The sequence below is a fragment of the Rhodococcus globerulus genome (assembly GCF_019334125.1).
Classification (GTDB): domain Bacteria; phylum Actinomycetota; class Actinomycetes; order Mycobacteriales; family Mycobacteriaceae; genus Rhodococcus_F; species Rhodococcus_F globerula.
The window spans coordinates 112,480-134,280 of sequence record NZ_CP079698.1 but is presented as its reverse complement, the minus strand read 5'-3'; the positions used below and the strand labels follow the sequence as shown (position 1 = coordinate 134,280).

At 61.7% G+C, this 21,801-nt stretch carries 23 protein-coding genes; 12 read left to right on the top strand and 11 right to left on the bottom strand.

The annotated features are described in order from the left end of the window. Positions 1–32: 32 nt before the first annotated feature. Together KYT97_RS00560 and KYT97_RS00555 are read left to right on the top strand one after the other, a co-directional pair. A complete protein-coding gene (locus KYT97_RS00560; RefSeq protein ID WP_045067257.1) occupies positions 33–620 on the top strand; it encodes a helix-turn-helix domain-containing protein in 588 nt (195 codons plus the stop codon). Between the two features lie 157 nt (positions 621–777). After that, entirely contained in the window at positions 778–2,583 is a 1,806-nt protein-coding gene (locus tag KYT97_RS00555; protein ID WP_045067256.1) for an alkyl/aryl-sulfatase, read from the top strand. Between the two features lie 67 nt (positions 2,584–2,650). On the opposite strand, the gene katG is transcribed toward KYT97_RS00555, so the two are convergent. The 3 genes from katG to KYT97_RS00540 all read right to left on the bottom strand — a co-directional run bounded on the left by katG (position 2,651) and on the right by KYT97_RS00540 (position 6,186). Next, a complete protein-coding gene (gene katG / locus KYT97_RS00550; RefSeq protein WP_045067255.1) occupies positions 2,651–4,876 on the bottom strand; it encodes a catalase/peroxidase HPI in 2,226 nt (741 codons plus the stop codon). A gap of 36 nt (positions 4,877–4,912) precedes the next feature. Next, a complete protein-coding gene (locus KYT97_RS00545) occupies positions 4,913–5,356 on the bottom strand; it encodes a Fur family transcriptional regulator (RefSeq protein ID WP_033235028.1) in 444 nt (147 codons plus the stop codon). A gap of 200 nt (positions 5,357–5,556) precedes the next feature. Next, a complete protein-coding gene (locus tag KYT97_RS00540) occupies positions 5,557–6,186 on the bottom strand; it encodes a TetR/AcrR family transcriptional regulator (RefSeq protein WP_239654714.1) in 630 nt (209 codons plus the stop codon). A gap of 100 nt (positions 6,187–6,286) precedes the next feature. Here KYT97_RS00540 and KYT97_RS00535 point away from each other — a divergent pair, with 100 nt between their 5' ends. Both KYT97_RS00535 and KYT97_RS00530 read left to right on the top strand, forming a co-directional pair. Then, a complete protein-coding gene (locus KYT97_RS00535) occupies positions 6,287–7,432 on the top strand; it encodes an Rv3169 family protein (RefSeq protein WP_095886001.1) in 1,146 nt (381 codons plus the stop codon). Beyond that, entirely contained in the window at positions 7,425–8,456 is a 1,032-nt protein-coding gene (locus KYT97_RS00530; RefSeq protein WP_095886000.1) for a phosphotransferase family protein, read from the top strand. The genes KYT97_RS00535 and KYT97_RS00530 overlap by 8 nt, the downstream gene beginning before the upstream one ends. Before the next feature lie 22 nt (positions 8,457–8,478). On the opposite strand, the gene KYT97_RS00525 is transcribed toward KYT97_RS00530, so the two are convergent. Genes KYT97_RS00525 through KYT97_RS00510 form a run of 4 tightly spaced genes read right to left on the bottom strand, consistent with a single transcriptional unit; the run spans position 8,479 to position 11,387 of the window. Further along, positions 8,479–9,294: an enoyl-CoA hydratase/isomerase family protein gene (locus tag KYT97_RS00525; RefSeq protein ID WP_095885999.1), complete on the bottom strand. Its 816-nt coding sequence runs from the start codon at positions 9,292–9,294 to the stop codon at positions 8,479–8,481. Next, positions 9,291–10,304 (bottom strand): TIGR03617 family F420-dependent LLM class oxidoreductase, encoded by a 1,014-nt coding sequence (locus tag KYT97_RS00520; protein ID WP_095885998.1) that lies wholly within the window; start codon positions 10,302–10,304, stop codon positions 9,291–9,293. Before KYT97_RS00520 ends, KYT97_RS00525 begins: the two co-directional genes overlap by 4 nt. Beyond that, the gene (locus KYT97_RS00515; protein ID WP_245005979.1) at positions 10,301–10,915 is read right to left on the bottom strand and encodes a TetR/AcrR family transcriptional regulator; all 615 of its coding nucleotides are present in this window, start codon (positions 10,913–10,915) and stop codon (positions 10,301–10,303) included. The genes KYT97_RS00520 and KYT97_RS00515 overlap by 4 nt, the downstream gene beginning before the upstream one ends. A 25-nt stretch (positions 10,916–10,940) precedes the next feature. Beyond that, positions 10,941–11,387 (bottom strand): PPOX class F420-dependent oxidoreductase, encoded by a 447-nt coding sequence (locus KYT97_RS00510; RefSeq protein ID WP_045067240.1) that lies wholly within the window; start codon positions 11,385–11,387, stop codon positions 10,941–10,943. A 152-nt stretch (positions 11,388–11,539) separates the two neighbouring features. Here KYT97_RS00510 and ctaD point away from each other — a divergent pair, with 152 nt between their 5' ends. From ctaD to KYT97_RS00495, 3 genes are all read left to right on the top strand, one after another. Continuing rightward, positions 11,540–13,270 (top strand): aa3-type cytochrome oxidase subunit I, encoded by a 1,731-nt coding sequence (gene ctaD, locus KYT97_RS00505; RefSeq protein WP_033234946.1) that lies wholly within the window; start codon positions 11,540–11,542, stop codon positions 13,268–13,270. A 122-nt stretch (positions 13,271–13,392) separates the two neighbouring features. Next, a complete protein-coding gene (locus tag KYT97_RS30810) occupies positions 13,393–13,797 on the top strand; it encodes a YtxH domain-containing protein (RefSeq protein ID WP_045067238.1) in 405 nt (134 codons plus the stop codon). A gap of 107 nt (positions 13,798–13,904) precedes the next feature. Beyond that, complete coding sequence (locus tag KYT97_RS00495) at positions 13,905–14,207, top strand: hypothetical protein (RefSeq protein WP_033234947.1); 303 nt, start codon at positions 13,905–13,907, stop codon at positions 14,205–14,207. 139 nt (positions 14,208–14,346) lie between these two features. Here the strand turns inward: KYT97_RS00495 and KYT97_RS00490 are convergent, their stop codons facing one another. Both KYT97_RS00490 and KYT97_RS00485 read right to left on the bottom strand, forming a co-directional pair. Continuing rightward, the gene (locus KYT97_RS00490) at positions 14,347–15,267 is read right to left on the bottom strand and encodes an NAD-dependent epimerase/dehydratase family protein (RefSeq protein ID WP_033234948.1); all 921 of its coding nucleotides are present in this window, start codon (positions 15,265–15,267) and stop codon (positions 14,347–14,349) included. A 118-nt stretch (positions 15,268–15,385) separates the two neighbouring features. Further along, complete coding sequence (locus tag KYT97_RS00485; protein WP_219111568.1) at positions 15,386–16,141, bottom strand: tryptophan-rich sensory protein; 756 nt, start codon at positions 16,139–16,141, stop codon at positions 15,386–15,388. Positions 16,142–16,235: 94 nt separating this feature from the next. Here KYT97_RS00485 and KYT97_RS00480 point away from each other — a divergent pair, with 94 nt between their 5' ends. The 4 genes from KYT97_RS00480 (at position 16,236) to KYT97_RS00465 (ending at position 19,067) form a co-directional block, all read left to right on the top strand. Further along, positions 16,236–17,039 (top strand): hypothetical protein, encoded by an 804-nt coding sequence (locus tag KYT97_RS00480; protein WP_219111567.1) that lies wholly within the window; start codon positions 16,236–16,238, stop codon positions 17,037–17,039. 197 nt (positions 17,040–17,236) lie between these two features. Further along, positions 17,237–17,653 (top strand): ATP-binding protein, encoded by a 417-nt coding sequence (locus tag KYT97_RS00475; protein WP_141486061.1) that lies wholly within the window; start codon positions 17,237–17,239, stop codon positions 17,651–17,653. A 99-nt stretch (positions 17,654–17,752) separates the two neighbouring features. Further along, complete coding sequence (locus KYT97_RS00470) at positions 17,753–18,133, top strand: hypothetical protein (protein ID WP_033234950.1); 381 nt, start codon at positions 17,753–17,755, stop codon at positions 18,131–18,133. Between the two features lie 73 nt (positions 18,134–18,206). After that, positions 18,207–19,067 (top strand): PhzF family phenazine biosynthesis protein, encoded by an 861-nt coding sequence (locus KYT97_RS00465; RefSeq protein ID WP_219111566.1) that lies wholly within the window; start codon positions 18,207–18,209, stop codon positions 19,065–19,067. 14 nt (positions 19,068–19,081) lie between these two features. On the opposite strand, the gene KYT97_RS00460 is transcribed toward KYT97_RS00465, so the two are convergent. Together KYT97_RS00460 and map are read right to left on the bottom strand one after the other, a co-directional pair. Then, positions 19,082–20,596: a cobyric acid synthase gene (locus KYT97_RS00460; RefSeq protein ID WP_219112748.1), complete on the bottom strand. Its 1,515-nt coding sequence runs from the start codon at positions 20,594–20,596 to the stop codon at positions 19,082–19,084. A 2-nt stretch (positions 20,597–20,598) separates the two neighbouring features. Next, positions 20,599–21,456, bottom strand: coding sequence for a type I methionyl aminopeptidase (gene map, locus KYT97_RS00455; RefSeq protein ID WP_219111565.1), 858 nt, complete (start codon positions 21,454–21,456; stop codon positions 20,599–20,601). An 89-nt stretch (positions 21,457–21,545) separates the two neighbouring features. On the opposite strand from map, the gene KYT97_RS00450 reads away from it, so the two are divergent. Beyond that, the gene (locus KYT97_RS00450) at positions 21,546–21,797 is read left to right on the top strand and encodes a hypothetical protein (RefSeq protein WP_219111564.1); all 252 of its coding nucleotides are present in this window, start codon (positions 21,546–21,548) and stop codon (positions 21,795–21,797) included. Positions 21,798–21,801 lie beyond the last annotated feature (4 nt).

Below are 21,801 nucleotides of genomic sequence, written 5' to 3'. Positions count from 1 at the left end.
AGGAAATTTGCGGAAACTGCAAAGATGAGCTCATGGATACCGAACTGGAGAAGATGCTCAGCGATATCGGACCGAGATTGCGGGCACTTCGTCGCGATCGCGACATGACCCTCGAAGCTCTGTCCGACGCCACGGGTATCTCCGTCAGCGCACTGTCACGACTCGAGTCGGGCAAGCGTCGTCCTACCCTCGATTTGCTTGTGCCTCTTGCCCGAACCCACCGTGTGGCACTGGACCAACTGGTTGGGGCGCCCGCCACCGGGGACCCCAGAGTTCACCTCACACCGAGTCGCCGCCGAAACGGAAGCGCTGTAGTGCCGTTGACGCGCTACCCGGGCCGGGTTCAGGTCTTCAAGCAGGTGATCGGGCCTCGCCCGCCGAAACTCGTCACACATGCCGGATACGAGTGGCTGTACGTTCTCGCCGGCGACCTACGCCTGATTCTCGGCGAGCACGAGGTTGTCCTCCGGCCAGGAGAAGTCGCGGAGTTCGACACCGCGGAGCCCCATTGGTTCGGCCCGGCAGATGACCAGGTTGTCGAGATCCTGCACCTGTTCGGCCCCAGCGGCGACAAGGCCCGCGTGCGCACGAACTCGAAAACTATTGCCGCACAAAAGTGAGACCTCCGGCTGATCTGCCTGCGACGGCGAGTCGGCACGAGGCGTTCGGTCGCGTTCGGTGCCACTCGATTCACCCGCCGCGGATGATGCGCAGAGCCGTGCGGAATTCGACCATGTGAGGACGTGATCATCGACTCTTCGAGGGAGCTGCATCGATATGGCGCTGGATTACTCCGACCGCACGGATTTCGACAACGCCGAGCGGGGCTTCATCGCCACGCTCGAACCGCTTACCATCAAGAACGCCGACGGACGGATTGTTTTCGATCTGTCCGGCTACAGCTATCTCGACGAACCGTGCCCGGAAACAGTTCATCCGAGCCTGTTTCGTCAGGCGCAGCTCTGCGTCAAGAACGGACTCTTCGAGGTCACCGACGGGATCTATCAGATCCGCGGGTTCGATATTTCCAATATGACGATCGTCGAGGGCGATACCGGCGTCATCGTGATCGACCCGATGATCTCCGCCGAGTGCGCTGCCGCAGGTCTTGCGCTCTACCGCGAGCACCGCGGTGACCGTCCGGTCACCGGCTTGATCTATACCCATTCACACGCAGACCATTTCGGCGGCGTGATGGGAGTTCTGCCGGACGGCGCCGGCGACGTGCCGATCATCGCGCCCGAAGGATTTCTCGAACACGCGGTATCGGAAAACGTCTATGCGGGAACGGCAATGAACCGTCGCGCGAACTACCAGTACGGCTACACATTGGACGTCGGACCAGAGGGCCAAGCCAGTCTCGGACTGGGCATTCAGACATCCGGTGGATCGGTGGGTCTGATCCCCCCAACTGTCGACATCACCCGTACCGGGCAGGAGGAAACCGTCGACGGAGTGCGGATCGTCTTCCAGATCACGCCGGGCACCGAAGCGCCGTCGGAGATGAACTTCCACTTTCCGGGCAGCCGCGCTTTGTGCGTCGCCGAAAATGCCACGCACAACCTGCACAACATCCTCACACTTCGGGGCGCACTGGTACGTGACCCACGCATCTGGTCCCATTACCTCGACGAGGCTGTCGAATTGTTCGCGCCGGATTCCGACGTCGTGTTCGCGTCACACCATTGGCCAACATGGGGATCCGAGAACATCGTGCAGTTCCTGACCGAACAGCGGGACATGTACGCGTACTTGCACGATCAGACGTTGCGGATGGTCAACATCGGACTGACCGGCAGCGAAATCGCCGAGGCGATCACGCTTCCCGCGTCGCTCGACGACGCCTGGCACGTGCGCGGTTACTACGGATCGGTCAGTCACAACGTCAAAGCGATCTACCAGCGCTACATGGGCTGGTTCGACGGTCATCCCAGCTCACTCTGGCAGCACCCGCCCGAGCAGTTGGCGGCCCGATACGTCGACGTGATCGGTGGCGTACCGGCAGTGCTCGACAAGGCGCGCGGCTACATCGATGCCGGTGACACGCGGTTCGCGGCCGAACTGCTCAAGCACGCGGTATTTGCCGAACCAGACAACACAGAAGCGAGAAACGCTCTCGCAGATCTCTACACCACGCTCGGCTACGGCGCCGAAAATCCGACCTGGCGCGGTTTCTACCTCACCGGGGCGAAGGAACTGCGAGGCGAAATCACCCCACCACCCATCGATCTCGGCACCGGAATGGCAGCGGCACTGACGGTGGAGCAACTCTTCGACACACTCGCCATCCGCGTCAACGGGCCCCGCGCCGGGGGTGAAAAGCTCTGCATCGAGTGGATTTTCACCGATCTCGACACAAAAGTCCGCATGACTCTCTCCAATGGCGCGCTGATACAGACACCCAACCCGCGGACCAAGGCAACCGCCGATCTCACCCTCACGTTGACCAAAGCCCAGTTGCTCGGGTTGCTGGCCGGCGGCGGACTGGACGGTATCGAGCATTCCGGCGACCCGGCGACGATACAGCGGCTCCTCGGGCTACTCGACAGTCCCGATCCGGCATTTGCGATTGTGACTCCCTGAACGAATACGTAAGGCCCACCCGGCAATTGATTGCCAGGTGGGCCTTACGTATTCAGCAGGGCGGCGATCAGTCGAGGTCGAACCGATCGAGTTCCATCACCTTGGTCCACGCGCTCGCGAAGTCCTCCACGAACTTCTGCTGTGCGTCCGCACTTGCGTACACCTCTGCGAGAGCACGCAGTTCCGAGTTCGATCCGAAGACAAGATCGACGGCAGTGGCAGAGTATTTGACGTCACCGGTGGCCCGGTCACGACCCTCGTAGACGTTCTCCGACGACGTAGACGGCTTCCACTCCGTGCCCATGTCGAGGAGATTGACGAAGAAGTCGTTGGTCAACGTCTGCGGCCGATCGGTCAGCACACCGTGGGCGGTACCCCCGACGTTGGCGTTCAGCCCGCGAAGGCCGCCGACCAGCACCGTCATCTCCGGTGGGGTCAACGTCAACATGTATGCCCGATCGACAAGCAGGATTTCGGCCGGAATCTTCTCCCCGCCGCGCAGGTAGTTCCTGAATCCGTCTGCCCGGGGTTCGAGAACCGCAAAGGACTCCACGTCCGTCTGTTCCTGCGACGCGTCCGCCCGACCGGGTGTGAACGAGACAGAGACTTCGTGGCCGGCGTCCTTGGCGGCCTTCTCGACCGCCGCGGTTCCCGCCAGAACAATCAGATCGGCAAGCGAGACCTTCGCTCCGCCGGACTGGGAATTGAAGTCCTGCTGGATCTGCTCGAGTGCACTCAATACCGTTGACAACTCGGCGGGACTGTTTGCCTCCCAACTCTTCTGCGGCTCGAGGCGAATCCGGGCTCCGTTTGCGCCGCCGCGCATATCGGTGCCACGGAAACTCGCCGCCGACGCCCAGGCGGTAGACACCAACTGCGAGATCGACAGCCCGGACTCCAGTACCTTGCTCTTGAGGGCAGCAATATCCGCATCGCCGATCACCGGGGCAGCGGCGTTGGGAACAGGATCCTGCCACAGCTGCGGTTCCGGAATCCACGGACCGAGATAGCGAGTGACCGGTCCCATGTCGCGGTGCAGCAGCTTGTACCAGGCCTTGGCGAACTCGTCGGCAAATTCGTCCGGGTGATCGAGCCAACGGCGCGTGATCTTCTCGTATGCCGGATCGAGCCGCAGCGACAGGTCCGTGGTCAGCATGGTCGGAGAACGCTTCACCGACGAATCGAACGGGTCCGGGATCGTGCCGGCACCGGCGCCGTCCTTGGGCGTCCACTGCCACGCGTCAGCGGGGCTCTTGGTCAGTTCCCACTCGTAGCCGTAGAGAATTTCCAGGAACGAGTTGTCCCACTGCGTCGGCGTATTCGTCCACACGACCTCGAGGCCGCTGGTGATCGCATCCTTCCCCACGCCAGTGCCGAAGGAACTCTTCCAGCCCAAGCCTTGCTGTTCGATCGGAGCGCCTTCGGGTTCGGGCCCGACGAGATCGGCGGGGCCGGCCCCGTGAGTCTTACCGAAGGTGTGTCCGCCGGCGATCAGCGCCGCCGTCTCGACGTCGTTCATCGCCATGCGCGCAAAGGTTTCGCGGATATCGCGGGCAGCGGCGACCGGATCGGGCTGCCCGTTCGGCCCCTCCGGGTTTACGTAGATCAAACCCATCTGCACCGCGCCGAGCGGACCGGACAGCTCACGGTCGCCGCTGTACCGCTCGTCTCCGAGCCACGAGTCCTCCGGGCCCCAGTACATTTCCTCCGGCTCCCAGATGTCCTCGCGACCGAACCCGAAGCCAAAGGTCTTGAACCCCATCGACTCCAAGGCGCAGTTGCCGGCAAAAACCAGAAGGTCGGCCCACGAGATCTGCTTGCCATATTTCTGTTTGACGGGCCACAGCAAGCGGCGAGCCTTGTCGAGGCTTGCGTTGTCCGGCCAACTGTTCAGCGGCGCAAACCGTTGTGCGCCTTGACCTCCACCGCCGCGGCCGTCCGCGATGCGGTAGGTACCCGCGGCGTGCCAACTCATCCGAATGAACAGCCCACCGTAGTGACCGTAGTCTGCGGGCCACCAGTCCTGCGACGTTGTCATCAAGTCGATGACGTCGCGCTTGAGAGCGTCGACGTCGAGTTTCGCGAACTCCGCCGCGTAATCGAAGTCCGAACCCAGAGGGTTGGATTTGGGCGAATGAACACGCAACACCGAAAGGTTTGGCTGGTTCGGCCACCAGTCCTGGTTTGTCATCGGGCGATGCGCCGTGGGCGTCGGAGCCGAGATCGCGGGATTTTCACTTTCGCTTCCCCCCTGCGACTTTCCTTCAGGGGCCATCGGGCAACTATCGGACACGTTAATCCCTCCATGAGCAAATAGATCCGACTCCGATCACGGGTGTGATCGCGAACTCTGTGATGCCGCGCAGTCGGGGCACATCCCCCAGAAGACAACTTCGACTTCGACGAACTCGAAGCCGTCGTAATCCGGTGGCGTCAGACAAGGTGCCTCGCCAACTGCGCAGTCGACGTCCGACACCGTCCGGCACGATCGGCAGACGACGTGATGATGGTTGTCACCAACCCTCAACTCGTAGAGAGCCACTGAACCGGAAGGCTGAATCCGCCGCACGATTCCCACTGAAGTCAACGCATGCAGTACGTCGTACACCGCTTGGCGAGACACTCCCGGTAGAACCGCCCGAACAGCATCGAAAATCGAATCCGTCGGGGCATGTGGACGCGCATGCAGCGCTTCGAGCACCGCAACCCGTGGTCGGGTCACACGGAGCTCTGCGTCACGCAGTTGTGCTGGAAAGTCCGGCGTCGAGGACACCCCACTACTATGACGCGGATTTCTGGACTGATCCAAGACTTTCGCGAAAATAGTTGGAATTGACGCCAACCGAATGGTTTCGAGCTCGAATTGATTCCGGATTGTTGCCACAGATGTCACTGTGGCCGTTATCCTCCGCGCGCAGTATCAGCGGCCCGACCGACGCGAAGTGTCGAATCCCTTACCTAGCCTGAATGCAATTACTCGGCGTTGATATCGCTGCGAGTAGAGGTGATCAGCAGCGCCAATGATGCGGCGGTTCGGGTGCAGAAAGCGTCGGCGTCGGTGAGTCCACTGGTGAGTCCGCGGACAATCGTGGCCGCAACGAGGAAATCGAAGGCGACATCGGTGGCGGCGGCAACGTCCGCCTCGGACCGCTCCGGGTACTCGGCGCGCACCCGCTCGAGGAGTGCCAGTCGGGCGGGATACTCGGAACTGAGAACCAGTCGCTGGTACGCGCCTTCCTCTTGTTGATATGCAGAGAGTAAGCCCGGAATGGCTGCGCGAGTTGCCGGTTCCGCCACTTGCGTGAGGAACCATCGCGTCCAGATCAGTAGGTCCTCGCGCAAATTCGAGGTAGTCGCGGGCAATGCACCATTCTGCATGCCGAAGACCGCTTCTTCGATAATCGATTCGCGAGTTGCCCAGCGCCGATAGATCGCTGCCGTACCCAAGTTTGCTCGTCGGGCGATCGCCGTGATGGTGGTTTTCTGGTAGCCGAGCTCTACGAGCAATTCCCGGGTGGCGGCGAGAACGGCCAGGTCCACCTGAGGATCGCGGGGCCTCCCCACGCCAGCGGTACCGGTTCGACGATCTCTGCGTTCATCCACATCCGCGGACATTACCGGAGATATATTTGCCGAAAACTATTACGTTGCGATGCGCTCCGTAATAGATTGAAGGCATCCATCCACCACGAAGGGGCCCGCAGTGATCACTCCGCACGACGAACTGCTCATCCACCAACTACCCACGACACTCGACCACGTCTCGCAAAGCGACCTGCGTTGGACCGAACGCATCGTGATGTACGGGTTCGACAAAACCGGCGAGGTCTCCGTCATGACCGGCCTGGCCAAATACCCGAACCGCAACGTCCTCGACGCCTACGCGATGGTCACACGCAAGGGCGAAGAGGCTCGCGTGGTTCGTCTGTCGACCGAACTGAACCCGCAGACCGGCGCTCTTGCGGCCTGGAGCGTCGGGCCGTACACCTACGAGATCGTCGAACCGCTGCGCAAGGTTCGCTCGACCGTCGAGTCGAACGAGCACGGACTGAGCCTGCAACTCGATTTCTCCGGCGACTTTCCGGTCTACGAGCAGACGGCAGCATTCCACCGCACCCGTGGCAGAGTGCGCGAGGACGCCCGTCGCTTCTACCAGAACGGCACGATCACCGGCTGGATCGAGATCGACGGCGAGCGCATCGAGATCGATCCGGACAACTGGTGGTTCGGTCGTGACCACTCGTGGGGCGTTCGCCACGGCGGCGGGGGCGGCAGCCTGTCGGAGGGCGCGAACCTGCAGCCGTCGGAGGTTCCGGAGGGAGTCCTGTACTACATGGGGATCTTCCAATTCGACGACGAGGTAGTGCATTTCGCGCAGCGTGAAACGAGCACGGGAGCGCGTTGGCAGTTCGAGGGCGAAGTGCTCTTCCCGATCGACAGCGGCAAGGACCCATTACCCATCAGCGACGTCGAACACGACCTGAAGTTCCGTGACGATCTGCGCGTCGTGAAATCCGGTACCTTCACCGTGCATCGCGCCGACCGAACCACCGACGTCATCGAAGTGAATCCGGTGTGTGATTTCTGGCCGGGACTAGCCGGTTACGACGAATACCGCGGTTACGCCTCGGGCATGTACCGCGGCAAGGACTTCAGCGACAGCTTCACAGTGGACATCACCAACCTCGACGAGATCCGCCAAGTGAGCATGCTCAGCGAAACACTGTGCGAGGTTCGGATGGGTGACAAGATCGGGCACGGACTGGTCGAGATGGTTTTCATGGGTGTGAACCCCCGGTACGGGTACACGGACTGGTCGGCAAACCGGACGGACGCACACAATGACTGAACGTGTCGCCGCGCAGGCTCTGGCATCGACCCTGGAACCCGTTGTTCGCGAACAGATTCCAGGCGCACAGGAAGCGAAGATCGTCGCCTGGCAACGCACCGAGCGCGGGTTCTCCACCGAGACCTACCTGTTCGAGCTGGAAGGGTCCGAAAATTCGGGGGCGGGCTTCGTGTTCCGACGCCCACCCGAGATCTCCCTGTTTCCCGACTACGACCTACGACGCCAGTATTTGGTGTCGAAGCGACTTGCCGGTACCGATCTGCCTGTCCCCCGGATGCTCTGGATAGACAACGCCGATAATGCTCTCGGCGGGCCGTACTACGTCATGGAACGCATCGGAAATGCCGAGGCTCCCAGCGATTTTCCGTCGTATCACACCGCCGGAAACTACTTCGAGGCCGACGAGCAGAGTCGGGCGCGGATGTGGTGGGGCTGCGTCGAGACGATGGCCCGCATCCATCAACTCGACCCCGGCGAGCTTCGCCTCGACTTTCTCTCCATGCCGAGGTTCGGGGACAAACCGATCGAGCAGGCCGTGAACTATCTCGACTGGGCCGTGCGTTGGGCAGCGCCGAGTCTGTCGCCGGTAATGGAGAAGGCACTGTCGTGGCTCCGCGCGAATATCTACGAGCCCGAACATGTCACGTTGTGTTGGGGCGATGCGCGCATGTCGAACATCCTCTACAGCCCGGACCATTCCGTTGCCGGTGTACTCGACTGGGAAATGGCGTATCTGGGTGATCACGAAGCCGACCTGGCGTGGATGCTGTTCCTCGACTGGGCCTGCAGCGAGTTCGAGGGTCACCCATCTCTGCCTGGCACACCGACCCGGGAGCAGACGATCACCCGCTACGAGGAACTGACAGGATGGCCGGTCCAGAACCTGTTGTTCAACGAGGTGCTCGCTGCGGTGCTGTTATCGGTTCCGCTACTGCGACTGTCCACGCACCTACAACTCGGTGAGCACGCGGACATCACCGCATTCTGTAGCCGCCGCCTCGAACAGTTGTTGGCACACGCCTAGCGCGGCCTGACCCCACACTGAGTCATTGCGGAGCAATCTCCTGCCAGTCGGATGACAGCCGTGAGACCCAGTGTGGGTCACGCCGTTCCAGGTAGGCGCGAACCCCCTCGGACGAGTCGGGCTCACCCATCACACGCAAGTGCAACTCTGTCTCGAGGTCCGCTACCCGCTCGGGACCGTAGCCGTGTCTGGCCGACTGCCACAAGAGACGTTTGGACAGCGCAACCGACATGGGTGCAACATTCACCGCGATATCCCGAGCGATGCCCAGGGCGGCGGGCAACACGTCGTCTGCGGGCAGGCAACGGCTCGCGAGTCCCAGCCGAACAGCCTCCGCACCGTCAAATGTGCGACCGGTCAACAGGATATCGGCAGCAACCGCCATACCGGCGATATGCGGAACGGTCCAATGTGACATCGCGTCGGGCAACACTCCCCGGCGAACCTGCGGAATCGCATACTTGGCATCGGTGGCAAAAATCCGGATGTCTGTTTGCATCGCGATAGTCAGTCCGATACCTATCGCGTGTCCGTTCACCGCCGCGATCACGGGCTTACGCAAATCGAAGGCCGGTGGGTTGATCGGCGATGCCGAAAAGCCGTCACCGACAGGCGCATCGAACGTGTCCGCGCCTCCCCCTAGATCTGCGCCCGCACAGAATGCCGGCGGCGCACCGGTCAGCACGATGGCACGAACGCCGTCATCGGCGTCAAGATTCCGGTACGCCTCACCCAGTGCTCGACCCATCGCCCCGGTGAACGCGTTGCGTCGTTCCGGCCGGTCGAGGGTGACTACGGCTACGCCGCCGTCCACCTCCACCAGCACCCCGCTTGTCATCGCATTTTCCCGAGCGCCGAAATCATCTCCGCAACATGGGAATCAGATACCGAGTATCCAGGAAAGTAGCAGCACACGCGCTCAGCGTGGTCGCCGAATCGCGCGATGATCTTTGCCGCACATTCCTCGGGGGTACCCACCACTGCAAGCGTGTTCATCATGTCTCGATCGATCAGGTCCGTCATTGCAGCAAACTCGCGCCGCTTGGAGAGCGAGTTGAGTTCGGGCTGAACATCTTCCCAGCCGTCGACCTCCAACACCGGCCGATACGCCGGCGTGGAACCGTAGAACCCGAGCAGACTCCGGACCCCGCGCTCGGCGTCGGCGAGTTCGTCTGCGGTCCGCCCGACACCAACCAGCACCTGCGGGTAGATCGCAAGATCCGCCCTGGTACGCCCGCCGAGTTCGAGCCCCTCCTCGATTGCGGGCATGGTCCGCTCGCGAAAATGACGGGCACTGTTGAAGGGCATGACAAGCAACCCGTCTGCCACTTCCGCAGCGGCCCGAGTCATCAAGGGCCCCAACGCTCCCAGACAGATTTCCGGCGGACCGTACGGATTAGGTCCAGGATCGAACGTTGGTGGCATGAGCGTGTGCTGGGTGAACTCGCCCACGAAATCCAGGGGCGAACGCTCTTCCCACGCAGTGAAGATCGCTTTGATCGCAAGTACTGCTTCCCGCATTCGTGCGGCTGGCCGCGACCACTCGCTACCGTAGCGTCGCTCGATATGGGGACGGATCTGCGAACCCAAACCGAGCCGGAATCGACCGCGGCTCAATGCCTGTAGGTCGTTCGCAACATGAGCGAGGTGCAACGGACTGCGGGGCAACGCGATCGCCACATTGGTCATGAGGTCCGCCTCGACCACACCTGACGCTGCGACGAGCGGGACAAAAACGTCGTGTGCGCCCTCGAACGTGAAAAGACCGTCGGCGCCCAGCGCAACAAGTTCCTTCGCGCGCGCTGCCGAGTCTTCGGGACGTGAATCCAACTGGAGATCGATCTTCATTCGTGCCCTGCTTTCAGACCGATCGTCTCGCTTGCATGCACTGCCAACACGAACAGCGAACCTGCAAGTGAATCGACGAAGCGGTCCTCGCCCTCGGCGCCACGCGTGAGACCACGCATAGTGGTGGCGCCCGAGAGTAGATCGAACAGGAACGTCGCGTCGACGTCGACCGGGATTTCTCCCCGAGCAGCGGCGTCGTCCAACATCTCTTGAAAGGCTTTGCGAACCGGAGCGCCGATGGCCAGCAAACGCTGCCGGGCGTCCTCACTTTGAGGGTCCGCGAGCAGTCCCGGAACACCGGCCCTGGCCGCAGGTCGCGCGGCTCGAACCAGGAAGATCCGCACCCACGTCGCGAGGTCTGTTCGGAGATCTCCGGACACCTCGGGCAACGGATGGCCTCCGGTCCCGTGCACTGCTTCTTCGATCAATGCTTCGCGAGTCGGCCATCGGCGGTAGATAGCCGGCGTATTCACTTCGGCCGACCGGGCGATGGCGGCAATCGTCGTCTGCTGGTAGCCAACTTCGGCCAGGAGGCGGCGCGCTGCAACCAGCACAGCTTGGTCCTTGCCCGGGTCGCGCGGCCGGCCGGCGCGTGGTGTCTCCGAATTCACCATTACATAGTAGCTCGTAACGTTATTAACCGGTGCCCGACATGCCGTACACATGATCTGCTCGCACACTCAGGATCTGGCGGCGTTCCGCCACCATCGCGCGGCGGTAGTCCTCCCAGTCGGGATGCTCATTGCCACTGATGTCTCGATAGAGATCAACCAGCGCGTCGACCACCTCGTCGTGTGGATCGGAAGCTGATGGAGTCAACTTCGCAATGCCTTCGATCACTGCATAGCTCCAGAAATCCGGAGCACTCACATGCAGTGACACCCGCGGGTCACGCTCGGCATTTTTGCTCTTGACGCGGTCCGCCGTAATCGAGATCGATGCCGTTCGCGACTCGGAATCCCAGCGGTAAATGATGTTGGACAGCTGCGGCCTGCCGTCCCGCTTGATGGTTGCCAAAACACCCTGTTTCCCATTGGCAACAAGCTCGAAGAGTGCGTCCCGGACTTCCGTATCGTCGCTCATAGCCCGGACAACGACGCAGGAATGGATATTGTTCCGCACCGGGATCCGCCGAGAATCCACACCATCCGAGATAGTTCAGCGCTGTTTCGCCAGCTTCAAGTACGGGTAACAACTCTTGCAGTCGCGCTTCCATACGTGCGATGGGAGACCTGATGACCGCAGTACCAGTCCGCGCCCTCGTAGGCCGACGGCCGTATCCCCCACGCCGCCTGCGGAAGGGCCAGGCGCTTCTTGACACGTTGACGACCACAGATCCGAAGAAACTCGGCTTGATGTATCTGTTCACGTCGTTCGCCTACTTCTTGATCGGCGGCGTGATGGCGTTGATGATGCGTGCCGAGACAGCTGTTCCAGGAATGCAGTTCCTGTCCAACGAGCAGTACAACCAACTGTTCACCATGCATGGCACCATCATGCTTCTGCTGTACGCGACCCCGATCGTCTTCGGCTTCGCGAACTACATACTGCCGCTGCAGATCGGAGCACCTGACGTCGCGTTTCCCCGATTGAACGCCCTCAGTTACTGGCTCTACCTGTTCGGCGCGATTACTACGATCAGTGGGTTCGTCACGCCTGGCGGCGCGGCCGATTTCGGTTGGACTGCGTACGCGCCGTTGTCCACCGACACGTTCTCACCCGGCGCCGGAGCCAACCTCTGGATTACCGGTCTTACATTGGCCGGAGTCGGAACCATTCTCGGAGCGGTCAACATGATCACCACCGTGATCTGCCTCCGCGCGCCGGGAATGACGATGTTCCGCATGCCGATCTTCACCTGGAACATCTTCATCACGTCGATACTGATCCTGATCGCCTTTCCGATCCTGACTGCAGCCCTGATGGCACTCCTCGCCGACCGAAACCTCGGCGCACACGTCTACGACGCGAGCAACGGCGGTGCCGTCCTGTGGCAGCATTTGTTCTGGTTCTTCGGCCACCCCGAGGTCTATATCGTGGCCCTCCCCTTCTTCGGCATCATTTCGGAGATATTGCCGGTCTTCAGCCGCAAACCGATCTTCGGCTACAACGGCCTGGTCTACGCCACTCTCGCCATTGCGGCGCTGTCCATCGCCGTCTGGGCACACCACATGTTTGCCACCGGCGCCGTTCTATTGCCCTTCTTCTCCTTCATGACCTTCCTGATCGCGGTGCCCACCGGAGTCAAGTTCTTCAACTGGATCGGCACAATGTGGAAGGGACAGTTGACTTTCGAGTCACCCATGCTGTTTTCCCTCGGCTTCTTGGTCACGTTTCTGTTCGGCGGATTGACTGGCATCATCCTCGCGAGCCCACCACTCGACTTCCACGTCACGGACAGCTATTTTGTCGTCGCGCACTTCCACTACGTTCTGTTCGGCACAATCGTGTTCGCGACGTTTGCCGGCATTTACTTCTGGTTCCCGAAGATGACCGGCCGGATGCTGGACGACCGGCTCGGCGTCTGGCATTTCTGGACCACGTTTGTCGGATTCCACGGCACATTCCTTGTGCAGCACTGGCTGGGCGCAGAAGGAATGCCGCGCAGATACGCCGACTACCTACCTTCCGACGGGTTCACGATGCTGAATTCCGTGTCCACGCTCTTCGCGTTCGTTCTCGGTGCATCCACGTTGCCGTTCGTGTGGAACGTCTTCAAGAGCTACCGATATGGCGAAGTGGTCACGGTCGACGATCCGTGGGGATTCGGAAACTCGCTCGAGTGGGCAACCAGTTGTCCCCCGCCCCGGCACAATTTCACCGAACTTCCCAGAATTCGATCAGAACGCCCCGCGTTCGAACTTCACTACCCACACATGGTCGACCGGATGCGCGCCGAAGCTCACATCACCAGCGATGGCCACTCCGCGCGCGCAATGTCCTTGGAAGACACCGCTGATCGTTAAGACGCTCCGTCATACCGCCGCTCGCGCGGTTAGCAGGCTTGTTGACGGGTATTCGTGGGTGGACGAGCGATCAGTGACAACTCGTCCACCTCGTTCCATGCCGGACGACACCAGGAGACGTCATGCAGAAAGCACTGATCTTCATAGCGGGCGCCGCTGCGGGATTCGTCGTGGGCACCAGATCCGGACGACAAACCTACGAAAAGATGAGGGACCAGTCCCTCGAACTGTGGCACAACCCGACTGTCCAGGAAAAAGTGAGCGAAGTGGCGGAAACCGTCAAGGAGAAGGCACCGCAGGTGCAACACAAGGTCGGCGACCTTGCCAAAAAAGCTAGCCACCACAACGCCGAGACAAGCACTGCGAGCGGTCCAGCCATCGGAGAAACACCCGATGAGGTTGCGACCCCAACTCCGACAGCGGAAGGCAACTCGCCCGGCACCCCGGCCCCGCCAGACGATGCCGCACCAAGCGATTCCGGCCAGGGGCACACCAGCCGCAACCAAAACCCGGATCCGAAAGCCTGACCTGACAGAGGCGTTGGTGTGCGGGACAACGGAAATCGCGTGCACCCGAGCCGAACATCCGTCACCTCAATGCAACTGTCGGGTGAACCTCGACCTACAGTTGTCGGATGTCTGTGAATATCGATGTCCGTTTTGGTGTGTATGGCCTCACGCCGGCAGACGCCGACGCGATCTACACATTGTTCGAGCAGGTAGTTGAGGAAAATCGGCTCGAACGTGAGGTGGTCATCTCACGGCGAGAAAATCCCGAAGGGACCCGTGACGTGCACGTCGTGTCACAGCATCCCGTAATTTTCAGCGGTTTCTACAAGTGGCGTCCCACCTTCGAGAAGTCGTTGCAGCTTCGCGTCGCGGAGGCGGTTCCGCCCGCGAAGGTTGTGTTCGACTGGAACTACCCTGACGAGGACTGAAGACGAGGATCGCGGTAGCGGCGCGTAGCGCGGCCGCAAGCCGCGGCCTGGCTCGCTGGGCCGGCCGGCCCGCTGTCCACTGGCGTGGGCTTGGCGACACACCGAAACAGGATCACCAAAAGGACAGCGGGCCACGACGTCAGCGTGCGTCGACGGCTTCCTTCACTGTCTCGTGCATCTCGGTAAGTGCTCGCGCACAGTCGTTCCGGGTGTAACCGAGGAGCGCGGTGTCGGCGTCAGACGGCTCGTAGGAGATGACGTTGCCGCGCCCCTGGACGATGAAGCTGTCCGGAAGGATGGGGTGCTCCTCATTGCGTTCGCCGATCTCCCGGTCGCCGCCTGCCGCAGCAACCAGCAACTGGAAATACTGCTGGTAGGTGAGATTCTGGTCGCCGATCAGATATGCCTTGCCGGATTCCGCGTGTTGCAGCGCGCCCCAGATCGCTTCCGCCAAAGACCGCACCGACATGAAATTGGTGCCGCCGGCCGGAGCGAAATCAGGAATCTGTGCCTCGTTGCCCGCAGCCCACGAGAACATCTTGCGGTAACGCTTGGCAGACGTTCCACTGATGACGCCGAGAATTGAGGGCGGGTTCAGCGTCGAGACATTGAAGGTCTCGTCGGCCAACGCCCGTGCTCCTTCGTCGGCAGCCTTTCGCGCAGCGATGTACGGCATCGTCTCTGCCAATTCGGGACGCAGATGGTGGTAGTAGCTTCCCACCTGGACGAACCGGGCAACACCAGCCTCCTTGGCGAGCGCCGCGAACCGCGGCACCCCACCGGACTGTGTCTTCTCCCAGAATTCCGCCTCATCGACGCCGCGGCCCATGTGTCGCACGTCCTGACCGGCGGCAAAGACGATCGCGTCGAACGGTGCCAGTTGATCCGCCGTGAAAGTTTGTTCCGTGTAGTCACCGAGCAGGACCGGGAAATCTCGCACAGGCGAGTCATCGGCGAGTGGATTACGCGCCGCGACGGTGACGTCGTTTCCCATGTCGCGAAGGTGAAGTGCCGTGTGGGCACCGATCATGCCAGTTCCGCCAACAATCAGGATCTTCACAGAATGCCTCTTCTTTACGTAGAGAATTACTTCTAGGTGGAGAAATACTTCGATTCATGAATCTAGGTAAACCGGAATCGCTTCGGGATGACTTCTCTCACCAACCGGGATCAAAAATTCATTTCGCCGGGTGCGCGCCGGTCAGCTCGAGCCTGACGCCGGCGGTATAGACACCGACCAGCAGGGCTGCAAGCACTGCCGAGATACCGACCGCCGTGTTCGCCACTTCGCCGCCCAGTCGGCCCTGCGCCACCCACGCCAGTCCCCACACAATGCCGATCGACGGCGCGATCGCGCCGCGCGAACCGGTCGCAAGGCCAACTCCGACCATGGCAGCGATGGCGAGAACAATGACTGCCCACGTCGTCGCGGCACTCGTGATACCCAGATCGACGAGCCAGGCGGTGACGTTGGCAATGGTTGCGACGCACACCCAGCCGAGATACAGACCCATGGTGCCGTCCGTGATCACCGCGTCGATCCCGTTCTCCGGGCGCTGTCGCTGAAGCAGCACGAACACTCGCGCAAGCACGGCCAGCAGACTCGCGATAATCACGACGCTCAGCCACAACAATCCGGCCTGCACCGAGAGAATCCAGGCCGCATTGAGGAGCATCGACACCGCTATCGCGGGACGCAAGGCCTCGTGACGCTCAGTTCTGCCCGGCAGGAACTGCCAGATCGCGTATGCGAGAAATCCGCCGTAGACAACCGACCAGATCGAGAACGCAGTCCCGGCCGGTGCCACCAGCGTTGACGTAGCGCTCAGTGCACCTCCTGCTGCCTCCGCGATCGGCGTGCCGATCCAGGCTCCCGAACCGATGAACGATCCGACTACTGCGATCACGGCGCTGACAACAACGACGAGTTTCATAACCTGACCCATACCGGATGTATGCCCAGCGAGTCCGAGTACGACTCCCGTTGGCGATCGCGGTGCCACGGCGTTCCCGGTGTAACAATGATGTGTGGACTTCGACAACACAGCCGACGAACTCTACGCACTCGACCCGTCCGAATTCATCGGCGCGCGACGCGCCGCAGTCGCGCGCGCCAAGGAGTTGGGCGATACGACGCTGGCGAAAAATCTGAATGCCCTGCGCAAACCCACGACAACGGGATGGGCTCTCAACCTTCTCGTTCGGGTCGAGCCGGAAAGCGTCGATCGGTTGCTCGAACTCGGGGCAGCACTGCGATCCGCACAACAGGCCCTACGCGCTGGAGAGTTGCGGTCTCTGGCTTCCCGGCGAGCGGCCGTCATCTCAGCGCTGACCGACCGCGCCGCGTCGGCGGCACAAGATCGTGGCCGCCCGCTGTCGGAGACAGTGATGCGCGAGATCGGGCAGTCACTGTCGGCGGCGCTCTCCGAACCCGATATCGGCGCCGATCTACGTCGCGGCCGGTTGCTGGGCTCAGTGTCGTACAGCGGCTTCGGCCCTGCAGCGCTCGCATCGGTACCTGAACCGACCGCACCGGCGCCTTCCGACGCCGAGCCGAAAGGACAGCCGACTGAGGCCGCGCGAAAACAAGCCCAGGCTCGCGTCAGCGAGGCGGAAACTGCTGCGCATCAGGCTACTTCGGAACTCGACTCGGCTACTGCGAGGGTGAACGAGGCGGCGCAGAAGGTCTCCGATCTCCGAGAGGCTTTGTCACAGGCCGAGCAGGAGTGCCGGTTTGCCGAGTCCGCTCGGCGCACCGCCGAGGAAGCCGCGGAGCGGGCGGCGACGAAGCTGACGCAGGCCAGGGATCTTGCTGCCGAGTTCGACACCTGATATTTCCCACGTCCGACCCATCCGCCTTCGATCCGGCTACGAATGCACTACAGACGGCATCTGGCCTGTCCCTGCCGAATCGTTTCGACGGGAGGCCACTGGAAAGAGCACCTTTTGATGCGCGCACTGGTAGTCATCAGGACGGTCCGCCGCCGCTGCTTCCTGACACGACACCGCAACGCATCGTAGGAGCACTCATGGTTGTCGACGAGTCTTTCCCTTTACCTTCACTGTCCGTAGCCGCCACCGCTGATCAGCTCCATATCCTGCGAGCTCTCGTCCGGTCGAGGGGCAGACACCACGACCTAGCAGCCGACGCTGTGGCAGACCTCGTTCTCGCGGTCGATGAAGCAGCGAGCACTCTTTTGCGCCACACGCCTACCTGCAGCACTCTCACGTGCACCGTCGGAGCCGACCCTGGCAGCGTGTCGGTGATCCTCACCGGGACGACGTCGGCAATGGTCGACACCAGTACAACCTCATTCAGTTGGTTCGTGCTGCAAAAGCTGGTGGACAGCGTCGCTCTCGAGCAGTGTCCGTCCGCAGTCGCAGGCCCTACCGAGATGTGGGCTGTGACCGTCACCATGGACATGACACTGAAGGCTGACCCCTGATTCCATCCACGGACGACGAGCGTCCAGCTGGAGTCCTCAGCACAAACAGACGGTATGTGCGACGGAGGTAGGACAACGGATTGTGGGTACACAGAGATCATGACGCCAATCCCCACTGCGCGATTGCTCCCTCAAGCTCTCGGTGTCCTGACCGCCGCCTACAGCGCCGCCCTCGTCCTCTCACCGAGAATTCTTGCGAAGCCGTGCAAACTCACCAAGGCTGACGGCAGCATCGCACCGGAAGTAGCGACCGTGATCAGGGCGGTTGGAGCGCGCGATGTCGCGAGCGGACTTCTGCTGGCCATGGCACCGTACGGGCCGGCGCGTCGCGGCGCTGTCGCGTTCCGAGCCGCAGCCGATCTCGGTGACGCCGCAATCTTCGGATCGACGCTGCCCGGAACCGCAACGCGGCTCAAGGTCGCTGGATTCGCGGCCACCTGGGGCTTGCTGTGCGCCTACAGCTGGCGCTACGCGGGCTGATCGAAACGCTCGCAGTCCAGTTCCGACCATCCGGCCATTTGTTGCCGGCTCGTCCACGAGGGACGATAGTTCCATGGCCATCACACCCGATATCCTTCGATATACCGCATTCAGCTCCGATCCCGCGGGCGGCAATCCCGCAGGAGTGTTGCTGGACGCACGGGGGCTGAGCGACGCGGAGTTGCAGGCCATCGCAACGGACATCGGATACGCGGAGACTGCATTTGTCACCAAGCCTGGATCCGAGGAAGACAAGCAACACAACGTTATTCGATACTTTTCCCCGATTGCGGAAATTCCATTTTGCGGTCACGCCACCATTGCCACGGCGGTGGCGCTCACCGAACGTGACGGCGCCGGAACCTTCACGTTCGAGACATCCGTCGGACCGGTGTCGATCACGACCACAACAGAGGCATCAGGCATTCACGCAACGTTCACCAGCGTGGAACCTGCAGTCTCGCCCATCGACCATGCCGTGCTCACTGCACTACTCGGCCTCGTGGGCATCGACTCGTCGGCAATCGACACCAACTTTCCGCCGCAGCTGTCGTATGCCGGAAACACCCATCCGATTGTGGTTCTCGGTGACAAATCGACCTTCGACCAGTTCACCTTCGACCCCGCGGCAATGCGCACTCTCATGGACGCACAAGGCTGGGCCGGAACCGTGACCTTCCTGCATCAATTGGACGCCAACACTTTCGAAGCCCGAAATCTCTTCCCCGCGGGCAACATCACCGAAGACCCGGCAACAGGATCTGCGGCGGCTTCCACCGGCGGATACCTGCGGGCACTCGATCCCGCTGACACTCCTCGGCGCATCACAATCCACCAGGGCAGACACGTCGGCCGTCCGAGCGTCCTACTCGTCGATATTCCGGTACAGGGAGGCATCGCTGTAACGGGAACGGCTGTCCCGATCACCGCGTAGGAACCTAGCGAGCGTCAGACGCGATTCACGTGAGAGGTGATGACGGGCAATCCATTCGGGACTCCCCCGCCGATCAGTTCCTCGAGTGCGTCCTTATCCAGGTACTTCTCGACGAGGTCCGCAAGGAGGTCGAGTTGCTGTTCACGAACCGCAGCCACCGAGGTATCCGGCGCCACGACAAACCCCACACCGGCAATGTCCGTCAGGAAGGTGCGGCGATAGGCGTCGCTTTCCAGAAGTCCATGCCAGTGGGTGCCGCGAACCGACCCTCGAACACTTCCTTCCGGCGAACCGTCGGCAGCGGTCAACAACGGAAGATCGTTGTTGCGGATCACCCGTCCATGATGAATCTCGTACCCGGACACCGGAATACCGTCGTAGTGACCGTCGACCTGAGCCAGCACTTTGTCCGAAGCGAATTCGATGTCGAGTTCGAGCAATCCAAGTCCGGCAGTAGTGCCCGATCCTGATTCGACGTCGTCGACGATGGATTTGCCCAACATCTGATAACCACCGCAGATTCCCAGGATGGCTTGCCCGCGGCCTGCTCGAGCGATGATCTCGTCGGCCAGGCCCGTGCTGCGCAACCACTCGAGATCACTCACGGTGGACTTGCTGCCTGGAATCACCACGAGGTCTGCGTCGCGAATACGTGCCGGGTCGGTGACCCACGAAACCGCAACCCCCGGTTCGCAGGCGAGAGCTTCGACGTCCGTCGAATTGGAAATGCGCGGCAACCGAACTGCCGCGACCGTCAACCACGCCGAACCGACGGGCTGTCCGGGGCGACCCACCGGTGCATTACCGGTGACTCCCAGCGAATCCTCCGCGTCGAGCCACAGTTCGTCGGCAAACGGGATGACACCCAGCGTCGGGCGTCCGGTCAGTTCGCGGAGTTGTTCGAGTCCTGGCTCGAGCAACCCGACGTCACCACGGAATTTGTTGATCACAAAGCCGGCGATCAAGGCCTGATCACTCGGCGAGAGAACCGCGACTGTTCCGAAAAGATGAGCCAGCACCCCACCGCGGTCGATGTCGCCGACCACGATTACCGGAATGGAAGCCGCTTCCGCCAATCCCATGTTCGCGAGATCGGTTGCCCGCAAATTGATTTCAGCCGGTGAACCGGCACCCTCACAAATCACGACGTCGAAGTCGCTACGCAACGACGCCAGATCCTCGGCGACGACGCCGCGCAGCCAAGCACGGTGCTGCATGTAGTCCCGCGCACCGACAGTTGTCATCGCCTTGCCACGAACGACCAGCTGCGATGTCCGGTCACTTCCCGGCTTGAGCAGTACCGGGTTGAACCGCACACTCGGTTCGAGACCGCAGGCACGGGCTTGAAGTGCCTGAGCACGGCCGATCTCCCCGCCGTCGAGAGTGACGACGGAGTTGTTGGACATGTTCTGCGCCTTGAAGGGCGCGACGCGTACACCGCGACGCGCCAGCATCCGACACAACCCGGCGACAAGGACACTCTTGCCCGCGTCGGAGGTCGTACCCGCTACGAGCAGGGCACCGCGCAGGGTCAAGGCAGAGTCAAGATCTCGGCACCGCTGTCGGTGACAACCAGGGTGTGTTCGAACTGAGCCGTCCACTTGCGGTCCTTGGTGACCACGGTCCAGTCGTCTTCCCAGATTTCGTAGTCGATGCCACCGAGGTTGATCATCGGTTCGATGGTGAAGACCATTCCGGGTTCGATGATCGTTTCGACGCCAGGCTCGTCGTAGTGCAGGATCACGAGGCCGTTGTGGAAGGTCTCGCCGATGCCGTGGCCCGTGAAATCACGCACGACGCCGTATCCGAATCGGTGAGCATAAGACTCGATGACTCGACCGATCACGTTGAGCGCGCGGCCCGGCTTGACGGCCTTGATCGCCCGCATCGTGGCTTCGTGGGTGCGCTCGACAAGAAGTCGATGCTCCTCGGATACATCACCGGCAAGGAAGGTGGCGTTGGTGTCGCCGTGCACGCCGCCGATGTATGCGGTGACGTCGATGTTGACGATGTCACCGTCCTGGATGACCGTGGAATCGGGAATTCCATGGCAGATCACCTCGTTCAGTGAGGTGCAGCAGGACTTGGGAAAGCTCTTGTAGCCCAACGTCGACGGGTACGCACCGTGATCGATCATGTACTCGTGAGCAATGCGGTCCAGCTCGTCAGTCGTGACGCCAGGTGCAACGGCCTTGCCCGCTTCCTGCAACGCCCGCGCGGCGATCTTGCTCGCGACGCGCATCGCCTCGATGGTCTCCGGCGTCTGGACCCAAGGCTCGTTGCCTTCCTTGGCTGTCGGCTTCCACGCGTACTCGGGCCGCTCGATCTTCGAGGGCACAGCAAGGACGGGTGAGACGGTTCCGGGGACCAACGGTGTGCGCACAGACATGCAGAACAGCCTAGACCTCGACCACGGCGCTAGCCGGACGCACTCCAGTTCCCGCGACTGCGGTCCAGCGTCTCCAGCACGGCAAGTCGTTGGCTGCAGGATCCGCGTCCACATCTGAGCGCCGCCGAAGCCGGTTGTGTGTCGTCCAGCCCGTACACAGCTCGAACATTCCGTTGGACGACGGCGTGGGCCGCTGCCAGGTACTCGCTGTCAAGGGAACCTCTGCCGGACGGGGGCGCGGCGCGATCGATCACCGAGTCCAGGCGCTGCACCTGGGAGTGACGCAGTCGAGAATCTGCGTCGCCGCAAGTTCTCCGTCGGAGCAGCGGCTACTGCTCTGACAGA